Origin of the sequence: Pseudomonas saxonica, assembly GCF_007858365.1 — a bacterium.
In the GTDB taxonomy this organism is placed as follows: Bacteria; Pseudomonadota; Gammaproteobacteria; order Pseudomonadales; family Pseudomonadaceae; genus Aquipseudomonas; species Aquipseudomonas saxonica.
On sequence record NZ_VFIO01000006.1, the window covers coordinates 110,811 to 125,183 of the forward strand.

Genomic DNA, 14,373 nt, shown 5'->3' on the forward strand with positions numbered 1-14,373 from the left:
TCACTGTCGCGCCAGGGAGTGGCTTGTCAGAAAAACCGCTGAGTCAGACGGCGCCATACCGAATCAATTACGTGTTCCGCCGAGGTGCTTGCCGCGAGCCCGACACGCTCTTGCAGACTTTTACGCTGCGCGTAGTGCACGTGATAGAGATGAGCGTTTTTAGCGCGTTCAGACAGGTATTCATCACTGGTTTTCAGTTCATCAACCAATTGTTTTTCAACTGCGGCCACGCCCAGCCAGACCTCGCCAGTGGCCACTTCGTCAATCGCCAGTTGCGGGCGGTATTTGGCGACAAAATTCTTGAACAACTGATGGGTAATGTCCAAATCCTGCTGAAACTTCTCCCGGCCCTTCTCGGTGTTTTCGCCAAACACTGTCAACGTCCGTTTGTACTCACCCGCCGTCAGCACTTCATAGTCAATGTCATGCTTTTTAAGCAGACGATGCACATTCGGCAACTGCGCCACAACGCCAATGGAACCGAGAATCGCAAAAGGTGCGCTAATAATTTTTTGCCCAATGCAGGCCATCATATAGCCGCCACTGGCAGCCACTTTGTCGATGCAGATCGTCAGCGGAATTCCCGCTTGGCGGATACGCGCCAGTTGCGACGAGGCCAGACCATAGCTGTGAACCATGCCGCCACCACTTTCCAGGCGCAGCACCACTTCATCAGCGGGTGTGGCGAGGGTCAACAAGGCTGTGATTTCATGGCGCAAACTTTCAGTAGCAGACGCTTTGATGTCACCGTCGAAATCCAGCACAAAAACCCGGGGTTTATCTTCCGGTTGTTTTTTCAACTTTTTATCAGTCTTGGCCTGTTGCTTATGCAAAGACTTGAGTTGAGCTTTTGACAATAAGGTCTGTTCGAGTTTGTCGCGCAGCCCTTTGTAAAACTCATTCATCTTGTTGACCTGCAACTGCCCGGTCGTGCGACGGCCTCTACCACGCAATGCGGCGACAGTGACCAGCACCACCACAATGGCGATTACCAGGGTTACGGTTTTAGCCAAAAAACTGGCGTAATCGGCAAGAAATTCCACAGCCTCTCCTTAAATTTCTGAGTGGCCCTGAGTTCGGGCCGCGTAATGTTGCCCAGCATACCGACGCGACCTTCGACCTGCCAGCCACGAAACACAATGCCCAGCACGCCCATACGGACGATTCAAACGAGCGTATGTTTTTTCATTGACAGGTTCTTGCCTACCTCCTAACCTCGCCAGACTTTCAGCGTACCGGGATAAAGCGGACGTGGGCAGCATCTATCTGATCAGACATGGCCAAGCCTCATTCGGTGCAGACGACTATGACGTCCTGTCGCCTCTGGGGGTGCGCCAGGCTCAAATCACCGGCCAACATCTGGTTGATCTTGGTGTGCGTTTTGATCGCTGCCTGTCGGGTAATCTGCTACGCCAACAAGATACCGCCCAGCATGCGCTCGCCCAGTTCACTGCCGCAGGACTCACTGCGCCGGAACTGGAAATAGACCCGGCGTTCAATGAGTTCGATGCCTTCGCGGTGCTTGATGCGTTGCTTCCGGGCCTCTTGCCACAAGAACCAGAAGCCCTGAACACGCTGAAAAATGCCGCGCATGATCCGGAAGAATTCCAGCGCATCTTTGATCTGATCATTGCGCGCTGGATCAGCGGCACTTACGACACCCCGCAGCTAGAAAGCTGGCTGGGGTTTGTCGAGCGTGTGCAAGGAGGCCTGAACCGTGTTCTCGACCTCGCCAGCCATCATCAAAACATTGCCGTGTTCACTTCCGGCGGCAGCATCACTGCCCTGCTCCACTTGCTGACCCAAATTCCTGCCAGCGAGGCCTTCAAGCTGACCTGGCAAATTGTTAATACCTCGCTTAGCCAACTCAAGTTTCGTGGCCGCGAGGTCACTCTGGCTTCCTTTAACAGTCATGTGCATTTACAACTGTTGAAGATGCCATCGCTGATCACTTACCGATGAGCGCTGGCAACCGTGACCTGCGGGTCGCAGTAACTCACCCTAAAAGGATCGAACCATGACTTCTGTAGCTGATGCCGTTCAAGCAATGAAAGCCAAATTCAACCCAGCCGCTGCTGAGGGCCTGGATCTGGTATTTGGTTTTCGCATTGATGACACCAAAAACTTCTCGTTGATTGTTAAAGACAACACCTGCGAGCTGCAAGAAGGCGAAAACCCGGATGCCCAAGTGACGCTGGTCATGGACGGCGAAACGCTGGAAGGCATCGTCAGCGGCGAGACCGATGGCATGCAAGCCTTCATGGGCGGCAAGCTGCGCGCTGAAGGCGACATGATGCTGGCCATGAAACTCAGCGAACTGTTCCCGTCGTAAGCTATACGCCACACTGAAAACCGAAGCCCACGCGCTTCGGTTTTTTTTGCACTGCGTTTCGCTCAAGGGTTATCAAGATCGCTGATTGCCTGCTAACTACCGTGTCTATAAAGGCCGAGACTGGCTTGTAGCTGCACTAAGCGCCTATTAAATTAGCCCATGTTGTCCGGCCCCAACTATAAGTAGAAGAGATAATCATGGCGCTCACCGACTCATCCACCCGTATCCGCACCGGAGAAGAACTTGATGCCGGCGCAGTCGATGGCTATCTCAAAACGAAGGTGCCAGGTCTGACCGGCAAGCCCGTGATCAGCCAATTCCCGGGCGGTGCCTCCAATCTGACCTACCTGATCGAATACCCCGGTATAGAGCTGGTTCTGCGCCGCCCGCCCTTTGGGCATAAAGCCAAATCGGCTCACGACATGGGTCGCGAATACCGCATCATCAACCAGCTCAAGGAGGCCTTTCCCTATTGCCCGGGCACCTATGCCCACTGTACTGACGAATCGGTCATCGGCAGCGAGTTCTATGTCATGGAGCGCGTTAAGGGGATCATCCTGCGCTCAGATCTGCCCCCCGAACTGAATTTCACCGTTGAAGGCACGCGTACGCTTTGCCACAGCTTTATCGACAAGCTGGTTGAACTGCACAAGGTCGACTACAACGCCTGCGGTCTGGGCGACTTGGGTAAACCGCAGGGCTATGTGCAAAGACAGATTAGTGGCTGGTGCGAACGATACGATAAAGCCTTGACCCCGGATGCACCGCACTGGCAACTCGTCAAGGACTGGCTAAAGGCCAATATGCCAGGCGACTCCCCTGCTCCGAGCCTTGTTCATAACGACTACCGCTTTGATAACGTGATGCTTGATCCCGCCGATCCCATGAAGATCATCGGCGTTCTGGACTGGGAACTGACGACCCTTGGCGACCCTCTGATGGATCTGGGCAATAGCCTGGCCTATTGGATCGAGGCGGACGATCCCGCGCCCGTGCAACTAATGCGCCGCCAGCCAAGCCATGCACCCGGCATGCTGACACGCCGCGAATGGGTCGACTATTACGCTGAACGCTCCGGGATACAGATCGACAATTTCGATTTTTACTACACCTATGGGCTGTTCCGCCTGGCCGGTATCGTTCAGCAGATCTACTTTCGCTACTACCACGGCCAAACCCGGGATAAACGGTTTGCCGCGTTCGTAAAAATGAATCAATTGCTGGAGCACATGAGCCTCAAGGTCATTGCCCAGTCCAGTCTTTAATGACGCCATCTGCAAGGAATCAGCATGACCAAGACTCAACTGTTCGACCTCGATGGCAAAATTGCATTTGTTTCGGGTGCCAGTCGCGGCATCGGTGAAGCCATCGCCAAACTGCTGGCCCAGCAAGGCGCCCACGTGATTGTTTCCAGTCGCAAGCTCGAAGGTTGCCAACCAGTCGCCGATGCAATCATCGCCGAAGGCGGTAAAGCCACTGCCATTGCCTGTCACATTGGCGAGATGGAGCAGATCGTCCAGACGTTTGCCCACATTCGCGAAGCGTTCGGTCGCCTGGACATATTGGTCAACAACGCCGCCACCAACCCGCAGTTCTGCCATGTACTGGACACCGACTTGAGTGCATTCCAGAAAACGGTTGATGTGAACATTCGCGGTTATTTCTTCATGTCGGTGGAAGCCGGCAAGCTGATGCGCACCCACGGTGGCGGCAGCATTATCAACGTCGCGTCAATCAACGGCGTATCCCCGGGTGAATACCAGGGTGTCTATTCGATGACCAAAGCAGCCGTGATCAACATGACCAAAGTGTTCGCCAAAGAGTGCGCGGCGTTCGGTATCCGCTGCAACGCCTTGTTGCCAGGCCTGACCGACACTAAATTTGCCTCAGCGCTGGTCAGCAATGACGCCATCTTGCAGACGGCACTGCAACATATCCCGCTTAAGCGCGTGGCCGCTCCCAGCGAAATGGCTGGGGCGGTGCTGTACCTGGCCAGTGATGCCTCCACTTACACCACCGGTGTTGCATTGAATGTGGATGGCGGCTTTTTGTCATAACACCTGCAGAACACAGCAAGCTTACTGCGACAACTCCCTGATCATGGCCACGGTCAGGTACAGCCGTGGAGCTACGCTGCTGAGTTCAATGTATTCGTTGTCCGCATGCAAACCCGCCCCCACGACGCCCATGGTTTCCAGCACCGCCGGTTTGGCACTGCCCGGTACGTAGGCGTAGCCGGCGTCCGTGCCAAAACGCATGGCGATAGGCTCAATGGTTTTATCGATCTGGCCATAAAGCTGCCGGGCGGTTTTAGCCAAACTTTCGGAACCCTCATTTTTCGCCAGCGGCGGCCGGCCTTTATTCAAGGTGAGGGTGATCTGTGTGTCCGGGATCAGACTGTTTTTGGAAATACGCTCGGCGTCGGCCATCACCCGGGCATTCTCGCTGACGTCCGAGTAGCGCATATCCGCCTCAGCGGTGGCCAGATCTGGAATGATGTTGGCTTTCTCACCTGCTTTGGCCAGGGTCCAGTTGACGGTGGTGCCTTTAGCCGGGTCACCCAGGTCCTTGAGTTGGATAATCTGATGGCTCAACTCAGTGAGGGCATTGCGGCCGTTCTCGGGTGCGGAACCGGCATGTGAGGAGCGGCCCTTGACCTCCAGTTTGACCTGATTGATCCCGTTGGTGGCCACAGTGACTGCGTCTGTATCGGGTGGCTCGTAAGAAAAGACGTAATCATGTTTGCGCGCCAGCTCGGCGATGATGCTTTTCGATCCGGCCGAGCCCATTTCTTCGTCCGGGTTGAAGAGCACGGTTAGCGCACCGTAGCCTTTGAACTGTTGGTCCTGAAGCAGCTTGATCGCGTGCAGGATCATCGCAACTCCGCCCTTGGCATCGGCAACACCGGGGCCGTATGCACGGTCGCCCTCTGTGCGGAACGGTCGTTTAGCCACGGTGCCAGGACCAAAAACGGTGTCGTAGTGCACCATCAGCAAGAAGTCTTTAGTGCCTGTACCTTTAAAGGTGCCGATGATGTTATTGCCCGCCGAAGGCGTGGCCGGGCGGGTTTCAACCTTGGCCCCCAGATCGGTAAGGCGCTTGACCAGCAGTGCGCTGATTTGCTCAAGCCCCTCTTGGGTGCCTGTACCGGTATCGACCGACACCAGCGTTTTCAAGGTTTGCAGATAAGCCGGTTGCTCGGCTTGTGCTTGGGAGAGCAGTTGTTGGGGAGCACTTTCAGCGGCGTGAGTGGTTGCACTGGCACATAGCCCCAGCAGAGTGGCTGTGGCGATGCTTATGTGTGACAACTGCATAAGGGAGAGGCCTCGGTCCATGACAGGGAAGTAGCGTCTACCACGCTCGTACAATTGAACAGGTAGAGCCCCAGACTAGTCCGGTCTCATGTCGCTGTGGGTAACCGATTGCCAAAACCGCGACAGGTCTCACAAAACGATCCCTGCAGCGTTTGAGTTGCCTTGCCAGGCAAAGCGGATCGTATGGGGGCGATCCGCCGAGCCTCAGTTTACTCGCTGACTACTTTTCCATTCTTGGCGCGGATTTCCTTGATCACATTATTGACCCCGTTGACCAATACGTAATGGTTGTCTATTTGCACCCATTGTTCGTCTTTAACCGGTTCGGTCAGATTTTTGGATTTCCAGTCTTTTATCGCTGCTTTATCACGAATAAATTGATCCGGAGCCTTGTCACCGACCCCGTAGCAACTGAATTTGTCCATCGACTTCACCAGTATCTGATCGGCTTTGCAGTCGCTGGGGGCTTCATTGGCGGCTTGAGCTGCAAAGGGTGCGGCGCACATTAAACACGCCATTATTGATGCAGAAATAACATTGCGCATAATCACCTCGTCTTGGTTACCGGCCACGAGGCCGGCGATTTACTACAGACACAATGGACAATTCAGGTAGCCGGATCGTTCCATTTCTTTAAGCAGACCCAGAAGGTTGGTCGGCAGCGATCATTTGCTCAAGAAACATGGCCAGCGCCACTTCCTCAGCCTTCAACCCCTTGCGAACACGCGGTCGTGGCAGCTTGGCCAAGTGCCCCGCCACAAAACCGTCCAATACGGCCGGATGGATATAGCACTTGCGGCAAACCGCCGGCGTATTGCCTAACTGTTTAGCGACGCTTTTAACCATGTCGACCACATGCCGCTTGGCATCGGATTCGGGTTGCCAGTGCAACTCGCGCAGCACTGACAAGGCCAGCGCACTGCCGGCCCAAGTGCGGTAATCCTTGGCAGTGAAGTCGGCACCTGTCAGCTCATGCAGGTAGGCATTCACATCAGAAGAACTGATTGAGTGGCGCACGCCTTCTTCGTCCAGATACTGAAACAGGCTCTGACCGGGAATTTCCAGGCAGCGTTTGATGACTCGCGCCATCCGGCGATCCTTGACCGAAATACAGTGTTCTACTCCGCTTTTGCCACGAAACTGAAATTTGATAGTCGTACCACTGACCGCAACATGGCGACTGCGCAGAGTGGTCAGGCCATACGAGCGGTTATCGCGTGCGTATTGACTGTTCCCTACGCGGATCAACGTGGCATCCAGCAAGGTGATTACCGTGGCCATCACTTTGTCGCGGCTCATGCCCGGCGTTGCCATCAGCCCGTCCAGGTGTTTGCGCAGTTTAGGCAATGCCAGGCCGAAATCTCTCAACCGCGAGTATTTGGTGGCGTCACGCACCTCACGCCAGCGCGCGTGATAGCGGTATTGCTTGCGGCCCTTGGCATCACGCCCGGTGGCTTGCAAATGGCCACGGGGGTCCGGGCAAATCCACACATCGGTATAAGCCGGTGGTACGGCCAACGCGTTGATGCGCTTGACCTGATCCGAATCGGTTATGCGGTTTCCCGAAGGATCAAAGTAGCTGAAACCCTTGCGAAGTTTCTTGCGGGTAATGCCGGGCTGCGAGTCATCAACATAATGCAGATCGGCAGGCAGCACATCGCTCATGGCGAGCCTCCTTAAAGGGCAATCATGTGCCCATAACACCATTGACCGCGCGGTGTACAAGAGGTGCCCTGTGATCCATCAGCCGTGGCGTACTGTACTTTCAGCAACGAGCGCGCATGCACTGGCCAACGTATTTTGCCCGGCCCAGTCCGCACAATTCCGTCAATGCCGTCGTTTAAGCGTGCTGGAGGGCAACTCGCCAAACTGCACACGATAACTTTCAGAGAAACGCCCCAAATGTAAAAAACCATAATCAAGCGCCAGTTCAGTCAGGCTGCGAACCGTACAGCTGGGATCGCTCAGGCAGGCGTGAATTCGTTCCAGCTTGCGTTGGCGTATGTAATGCAGCGGCGTCACGCCAAGTTGGCGCTCGAACAGCGTATACAACGAACGCTGACTCATGCGGGCTTGCACCGCAAGGTCTTGAGCATTGAGCTCGTGCTTGAGATTACGCTCTATGTAATCGAGGATGCGCTCCAGGCTAACGCTCGCCGAGGCCAGGTTCTCTCGGCTGATGTTGGTCTGCATCAGGGTCAGCAATTTACTGCCGATAATCTGCGTGTAATGCTCCTGCACTTTGAGTACAGGGTCGCGGGCCTCAGACTCTTGGCACACCATGCCCAGCAGACCAAGAAAGCCTTCCAGCTCGTCCAGTCGATAGTGGTTGCGCATAAAGCGCACGCCCCCATCCGGCCGCCGCCAACGCTGTTCGTCACAGACGGCTTCGAGCAGTTTGACTGGCAGTTTGAGGATGAATTTTTCACAATCCTGCGAGTACGTCAGGTCGACCGGATCATCCGGGTTAATGACTAAAAGCTCTCCTGGCAACAAATGGTGCTCACGGGTGGGCCCGCGCCACAGGCAATTCCCGTTAAGCAGGACTTGCAAATGGAAAATGCTCTCAAGCGCAGGAGAGGTCACGCGCACGCTGCCGCCATAGCTGATGCGGCACAAATCCAGTTCGGCAAATTTACGGTGGCTCAGACTGGCCTGCGGACGGGTCGTGCGAGTCAGGCCAATACAATGTTGCCCGACATGCTGGTTCACATAGTCGGACACGGCATGGGGATCTGCGTGTCGGAACACGCTACTGCGTTCACTCAGCAGGTGGCTTTCCATCGGCAAGGCACTCAATCGATATTTTAATTATTGTGGTTGTCACGTCAGCAAGAGTACCCATGTAGCCGTTGCCATATCAATTAGCCACGCGTCCAGTGCCCGATAACCGAACACTATTATGCTGCCCACCCTTTGTCGTCGCAGCGCACCGACTTACCCTGCCACATCCAAACAACTCTAAGAGCCGCTCATGTCCAAGCGCTTTCGTGCCACGCCCCTGTCTATTGCCCTATTCGCAGCCCTGACTGCCAACCTCGCCCACGCGGCAAACTTGAACTGGGTCGACCCCGCTGTAGCCCAAGTCAATCAAGAAGTCATCAATTGGCGCCACACCCTTCATCAAAACCCGGAGTTGGGCAATATGGAGGTTAAAACAGCGGCATTGGTCGCCGACCAACTCAAGGCCTTAGGCATTGAGGTGCGCACTCAGGTGGGCAAAACCGGAGTTGTGGGCGTGCTTAAAGGCGGCCTGCCCGGCCCGGTAGTCGCCCTGCGGGCTGATATGGATGCGCTTCCTGTCAAAGAAATGACCGGCCTGCCCTACGCCAGCAACGCCACCGGTGTACGCCTGGGCAAAACCGTACCGGTGATGCACGCCTGTGGGCATGACACTCACACGGCCATGCTGCTGGGTGCAGCCAAGGTGCTGGCCCAACATCGCGATCAAGTGGCCGGCACCGTGGTCTTCCTGTTTCAACCCGCCGAAGAAGGTGCGGCAGACGTTGACGACTTCCAGACTGACACCCTGATCGGCGCACAGGCCATGATCCGTGACGGTGCGCTGGATACACCCAAGGTCGAGGCCATTTTCGGCGTGCACGTAATGGCGGGTTACCCCACGGGGCATCTGTATTACAAAGCTGGCACCGTGCTCAACAGCAGTGACGGCTTTCGCATCACCCTCAAGGGCAGGCAGACCCACGGTTCGGCCCCCTGGAGCGGCGTTGACCCGATTGTAGCCAGTGCCGCTGTGGTTAACGGCCTGCAAACGCTGGTCAGTCGTCGCGCCGATTTAACTCAAGGTATGGGCGTGATCAGTGTCGGGACCATCAACGGTGGCGCGGCCAGCAATATCATCCCCGAGACGGTGGAAATGACCGGGACCATTCGCAGCAACAGCCCGGCCATCCGCGACACCTTGCTGAAAAAAATGCCGCCACTGGTGCAAGGTATTTCTACGGCCTACGAGACCGAAGCCAATGTGCTGGTGGTCAACCATGCCCCCGTCACCACCAATGACCCTGACCTGACCCGCTCAATGGTTAAAGCACTGGAGCTGGCTGCACCGGGCAAGGTGGAGGAGTTGCCGGCGTCGCTGTCGCCCAGCGAAGATTTCTCGTACTACGCGCAAAAAGTCCCGGGGCTGTTCGTCTTTCTCGGCGCTACCCCCGCCGATCAAGACATGAGCAAAGCGCCAAACAATCACAGCCCCTACTTCACTGCCGATGACGCAACGCTGGCAACCGGCGTGAAAGCTCACGTGCAGTTTGTACTTAACTACCCGCAACGCGATGCCACACGTTGACGTGTAGCCACTGCCGAAGGCTGCGATCGAGCGCGAAGCGTTCGCAAAATGGGACGCCTCGGTGCGTCAGCGCCCCCCATTACCGGGCTTGAGCGTTCTGCGACGATTGCATCGTAGAACGTAGTCTCGCACTACTCGTCAACTGCTACGGCGGGCAAAACCCCTGTAGCCGCTGACGAGCTCCGCGAGGCTGCGATCGGCGGCATCGCAGCCCTCGTTCCTCGTCAGCGGTTACACACACCACGTCAGATAAAACTGCGAGGTTCACGCAGCAGCCTTTCCAGCTCCTTAGCCGGCAACGGGCGGCAGAACAGAAATCCTTGCACTTGATCGCAGCCGTTGTCGGTCAAAAACTCCAGCTGTTCGCGGGTCTCCACCCCTTCGGCAATCACTTGCAAATCAAGACTGTGCGCCAGCTCGATGATGGTTCGGGCAATGGCGGCGTCCTGAGGGTTGTGGGTCACCATTTTGATAAACGCGATGTCGATTTTCAGTTTGTCGATCGGAAAACGGCTCAGATACGCGAGGCTCGAATAGCCCGTGCCGAAGTCATCAATCGAGATCTTGACCCCGATGTCTTTCAACGCCAGCAAACTGGCAATGGTATGCGGGGTACTCACCATCAACGAGCTTTCCGTCAGCTCCAGCTCAAGCCATTGAGCTTGCACCTGATGCTCTTTAAGCGAGCGCTCAATCTCCTGGCTCAGATCGTCTTGCGCGAGTTGCAGTGCCGAGACATTGACCGCCACCTGCACCAGCCCCAAGCCTGAACGTTGCCAATCAGCGATTTGGCGGCAGGCCGTGTCGATGACCCAACGGCCTACTTTTGAAATAAGCCCCAGGCTTTCCAGAACCGGCACGAATAGCGCCGGGGAAATCGGCGCCAACCCTGGCCGGTTCCAACGCAACAACGCCTCAACGCCGCATATCTGGCCGTCACTCAGGCCAATCTTGGGCTGATAGAACAACTCGAACGCTTGTTTGTATACCGCAGCACGCAGCATGTTTTCCAGCTCTTGGCGTGCCAACGCTTCGACGTTCATTTGCGGGGTATAAAAACGGTACGTGTCCCTGCCCACCTCCTTCGCCCGGCTCAGGGCAGTACTGGCCTGCTTGACCAGATGATGGGCATCGGCCCCGTCATTGGGGAACAAGGCAATACCCAGGCTGGCCGTCATGGGCACATCATGCCCAAGCACATCGAAGGGTTCGCGCAGCGCTTCACGGATTCGATCAACCATCTGCTGTGCGTCAGGCTGGCCTTCGCGCAGTATCAGGATCATGGCGAATTCGTCACCGTCCATGCGTCCCAGCGTGTCACTGACATTCAGGCAGTTGATCAGGCGATGACTCAACTCCACCAGCATCTGATCGACTTTGAGCGGCCCCCAATTCTCGTTGACCGGTTTGTATTCGTTGAGGCTGATCATGACCACGGCCAAGTGCCAACCCCGAAGCTCCGCCTGTGTCAGCCCCATGTGCAGGGTGGTGTAAAACAAGTTTCGATCAGGCAAGCCGGTCAGCGTGTCGTAACGAGCCATTTGCAGCCGCTGCTGCTCGGACTCCAGGGCCAAACGCGCCCGTTCCTGATCAACGCGTGGGGCGCCTGGCTGCAAAGTGTGATCGCTCTGATAATCACCAAAGGCTTTGAGCCTTAACAGGTTACGCACCCTCAGCCACAGTTCGTCACTGGCCACCGGCTTATTGAGGAAGTCTTCGGCACCGGCTTCAAGCCCCAGAATGCGGGCACCGGGGTCACCCAGCCCCGAAAGCATGATGATCGGAACAGGAGCGGTAGAGGAATTGCTTTTGAGCTGGCGGGCCACTTCGTAGCCGCTCAAGCCCGGCATCATGATATCGAGCAGGATCAAATCAGGCGTTTGCTGCGCGACCTTGACCAACGCTTCTTCGCCCGAGCGAGCTGTCACGGTCAGATAACCCTGGCTCTGCAAGGACGCTTCGAGCACTTGGAGAACATTCACATCATCATCAACGATCAACAGCGTGGCGGGCGTAGCGGACATGTAAAGCCCTCGTCTAAAAGGCTGCTGGCATAGGACGGTGGGTACTGAAACACGCGGTTTGAGTAAAGCACTCTTATAAGGATTGCACCATGCAAGCGAGCCACCGCTCTTGTCGACGCGGGCTTGCCTGCACGGTGCAATCCAGTGTTACCGGCCCATATGCTTTACAGCGTCCGCCGCAGAACCGCTATTAGCGTTGACCGCCATAGTGTCCGCCGCCGCCACCGCCGTAGTGCCCGCCACCACCGCCGCCATGGTCACCGCCGCCACCATGGCCATGACCACCACCGGGTGGCATAAACATCCAGCAGCCCGACAACGACGATACCGCCATCGCTACAACAAGGGCTTTCACCAAAGACTTCAACATCATTACTGCGCACTCACTTTCAACAGAAAAAACGTCGCCCTTATATCAACGCCTGCATTGCGACAGGCAAAGGTTTACCTAACTTTACAGTCCCTGAGGGGCCACTCACGAAACCCGCCATAGCTGGTCAAGCCGAGTGGTATAGCTTTGGCTCATCAATTCCCGGCGCATGCTCCATGCCGGGTTCACTGGCACACTGGCTGCTCTCAACGTGCCCCGCCCCCAGCGCCCATTAATTTCATCCAGCACTGCCATTACTCGCGAGGCCTCCGCTGGCTGGTTCACGGCAAACAGGTCATCCGAAAACTCGCCGGGCTGGCGCAGGTCGAGCAACATCACCTCAGCCTTGCTGTATTTGAAACCCGGCCGAAAGACGCTATCCACCGCATCCACCGCCACTTTCGTCAGCAACCGCACGTCATCCGTGGGGTATGGCAACGTCACCACGACACCCTGAGCATATTTGGCTTCGTCGGGGTTAAACATGCCGGTGCGGATACTGACCCTCACCTTGCGGCAATAAGACTGCTGCGCACGGAGTTTTTCCGAAGCGCGCATCATGTACGTCGCCACGGCCTCTTTAATGGGCGCCACCGTGGTCAAGCGTTTTCCAAACATGCGACTGCAACAGATCTCCTGCTTGGGCGGATCGGGTTCGTCCAGCTCCAGGCAAGGGGTGCCGGCCAACTCCCGGGCCGTTTTCTCAATGACGACGCTGAACTTCTTGCGCAACATCCACGGATCAGCGCTCGCCAGGTCCATCGCCGTACTGATGCCCATGCCTTGCAAGTGAACTGTCATGCGTCGCCCTATCCCCCACACCTCGCTCACCGCCGTATTGCGCAACACCCAATGGCGCTGAAACTCGGTGCACAGGTTGACCACGCCGCCGGTCTGCGACTGCAACCGCTTGGCCGTATGATTGGCCAGTTTGGCCAGGGTTTTGGTATGGGCAATTCCCACCCCTACCGGAATGCCCGTGCGTTGCACAAGGATGTGACGCAAGTGACGGCCCAGTGCATTGACATCATCAATGCCGGTCAAGTCAGCAAAGCATTCATCAATGCTGTAGACCTCCACGGCAGGCACAAGCGACTCGATCACGCTCATCACCCGCTCACTCATATCGCCATACAGCGCATAGTTCGAGGAAAACGCCACAATGCCCAGTTGCGCCAACCGGTCTTTGATTTGAAAGTACGGCTCGCCCATTTTGATATGGGGCTTGGCATCATAGCTGCGGGCAATCACACAACCGTCGTTATTGCTCAACACCACAATCGGGGTTTTGGCCAGATCGGGACGAAACACCCGCTCGCAACTGGCATAAAAACTGTTGCAGTCGATCAGGGCAAACACCGGCGATGCCTTAATGCCCATGGCTGCGCACGCTGTAGGTAATGACCCCCCAAATCGACAGGTCGTCGCCTTCCATCACATGGCGGTCCGGGTATCTGGGGTTCTCCGAGCATAATATGACGCTCTTGCCGCGCAGGCACAGGCGTTTGCACAGCGGATCATTATTGAGCAGCGCCACGACGACATGCCCATGTGCCGGCTCGATTGAGCGATCAACCACCGCCAGATCACCGGCAAAAATCCCCACCCCCTGCATGCTGTCACCATCGATGGTCACCAGATAGACATGCGGGGCTCGAACGTTCAGCACCTCATCCAGCGAGATCTGCTTCTCCATATGATCTGTCGCGGGCGATGGAAACCCGGCAGGAATCTTGAACGCACACAGCGGCAAGCGAATCCCCCCACTTGCAAGGGGACCCAAAAGAGTGAAGCCCATGATACGCGCCCTCCAGTTAACTGTATGAATATACAGTTAACTTTGTAGGACGCATCCGGTCAATTCTTCTGACAGATGTTTCTGACAGGCGGCCTTTCTATAGAAGGCGCTGTAAAAAAAAATGGATTTGAGTTCAACTGAGCGCCGCTGACTATCCGCCAGCCTGATGAGTGCTGTTGACTTCACTCAGACCAACGTATTCGTGGAAGAAAAGTCCTTAGATTTT

General features: G+C 56.1%; 14 protein-coding genes. 5 read left to right on the forward strand and 9 right to left on the reverse strand.

The window, feature by feature from the left end; all coding sequences use genetic code 11:
* Positions 1-26: 26 nt before the first annotated feature.
* Positions 27-1,043, reverse strand: coding sequence for a protease SohB (gene sohB, locus FJD38_RS15880; RefSeq protein ID WP_146386204.1), 1,017 nt, complete (start codon positions 1,041-1,043; stop codon positions 27-29).
* A 208-nt stretch (positions 1,044-1,251) separates the two neighbouring features.
* On the opposite strand from sohB, the gene FJD38_RS15885 reads away from it, so the two are divergent.
* From FJD38_RS15885 to FJD38_RS15900, 4 genes are all read left to right on the forward strand, one after another.
* Positions 1,252-1,962 carry a histidine phosphatase family protein gene (locus FJD38_RS15885; RefSeq protein ID WP_146386206.1) on the forward strand — a complete coding sequence of 237 codons (711 nt, stop codon included), beginning with the start codon at positions 1,252-1,254 and terminating at the stop codon, positions 1,960-1,962.
* Between the two features lie 55 nt (positions 1,963-2,017).
* Positions 2,018-2,332, forward strand: coding sequence for an SCP2 sterol-binding domain-containing protein (locus tag FJD38_RS15890; protein ID WP_146386208.1), 315 nt, complete (start codon positions 2,018-2,020; stop codon positions 2,330-2,332).
* Positions 2,333-2,529: 197 nt separating this feature from the next.
* Positions 2,530-3,597 (forward strand): phosphotransferase family protein, encoded by a 1,068-nt coding sequence (locus tag FJD38_RS15895; protein ID WP_146386210.1) that lies wholly within the window; start codon positions 2,530-2,532, stop codon positions 3,595-3,597.
* Between the two features lie 24 nt (positions 3,598-3,621).
* Positions 3,622-4,389: an SDR family oxidoreductase gene (locus FJD38_RS15900; protein WP_146386212.1), complete on the forward strand. Its 768-nt coding sequence runs from the start codon at positions 3,622-3,624 to the stop codon at positions 4,387-4,389.
* Positions 4,390-4,410: 21 nt separating this feature from the next.
* Here the strand turns inward: FJD38_RS15900 and FJD38_RS15905 are convergent, their stop codons facing one another.
* The 4 genes from FJD38_RS15905 to FJD38_RS15920 all read right to left on the reverse strand — a co-directional run bounded on the left by FJD38_RS15905 (position 4,411) and on the right by FJD38_RS15920 (position 8,430).
* On the reverse strand, positions 4,411-5,646 hold the full coding sequence (locus FJD38_RS15905; RefSeq protein WP_146386214.1) for a M20/M25/M40 family metallo-hydrolase: 1,236 nt from the start codon (positions 5,644-5,646) through the stop codon (positions 4,411-4,413).
* A gap of 209 nt (positions 5,647-5,855) precedes the next feature.
* Positions 5,856-6,152, reverse strand: coding sequence for an RcnB family protein (locus FJD38_RS15910; RefSeq protein ID WP_233609123.1), 297 nt, complete (start codon positions 6,150-6,152; stop codon positions 5,856-5,858).
* Between the two features lie 127 nt (positions 6,153-6,279).
* Positions 6,280-7,311 carry a DNA topoisomerase IB gene (locus FJD38_RS15915; protein ID WP_146386218.1) on the reverse strand — a complete coding sequence of 344 codons (1,032 nt, stop codon included), beginning with the start codon at positions 7,309-7,311 and terminating at the stop codon, positions 6,280-6,282.
* A 162-nt stretch (positions 7,312-7,473) separates the two neighbouring features.
* Positions 7,474-8,430, reverse strand: coding sequence for an AraC family transcriptional regulator (locus tag FJD38_RS15920; protein WP_146386219.1), 957 nt, complete (start codon positions 8,428-8,430; stop codon positions 7,474-7,476).
* A 190-nt stretch (positions 8,431-8,620) separates the two neighbouring features.
* Here FJD38_RS15920 and FJD38_RS15925 point away from each other — a divergent pair, with 190 nt between their 5' ends.
* The gene (locus tag FJD38_RS15925; protein ID WP_146386221.1) at positions 8,621-9,955 is read left to right on the forward strand and encodes an amidohydrolase; all 1,335 of its coding nucleotides are present in this window, start codon (positions 8,621-8,623) and stop codon (positions 9,953-9,955) included.
* A 245-nt stretch (positions 9,956-10,200) separates the two neighbouring features.
* On the opposite strand, the gene FJD38_RS15930 is transcribed toward FJD38_RS15925, so the two are convergent.
* From FJD38_RS15930 to FJD38_RS15945, 4 genes are all read right to left on the reverse strand, one after another.
* The gene (locus FJD38_RS15930) at positions 10,201-11,979 is read right to left on the reverse strand and encodes a putative bifunctional diguanylate cyclase/phosphodiesterase (protein ID WP_146386223.1); all 1,779 of its coding nucleotides are present in this window, start codon (positions 11,977-11,979) and stop codon (positions 10,201-10,203) included.
* 190 nt (positions 11,980-12,169) lie between these two features.
* The gene (locus FJD38_RS15935) at positions 12,170-12,352 is read right to left on the reverse strand and encodes a hypothetical protein (protein WP_146386225.1); all 183 of its coding nucleotides are present in this window, start codon (positions 12,350-12,352) and stop codon (positions 12,170-12,172) included.
* 102 nt (positions 12,353-12,454) lie between these two features.
* A complete protein-coding gene (gene umuC / locus FJD38_RS15940) occupies positions 12,455-13,729 on the reverse strand; it encodes a translesion error-prone DNA polymerase V subunit UmuC (RefSeq protein WP_146386227.1) in 1,275 nt (424 codons plus the stop codon).
* The gene (locus FJD38_RS15945; protein WP_122782673.1) at positions 13,719-14,147 is read right to left on the reverse strand and encodes a LexA family protein; all 429 of its coding nucleotides are present in this window, start codon (positions 14,145-14,147) and stop codon (positions 13,719-13,721) included. Before FJD38_RS15945 ends, umuC begins: the two co-directional genes overlap by 11 nt.
* Between the last annotated feature and the right edge of the window lie 226 nt (positions 14,148-14,373).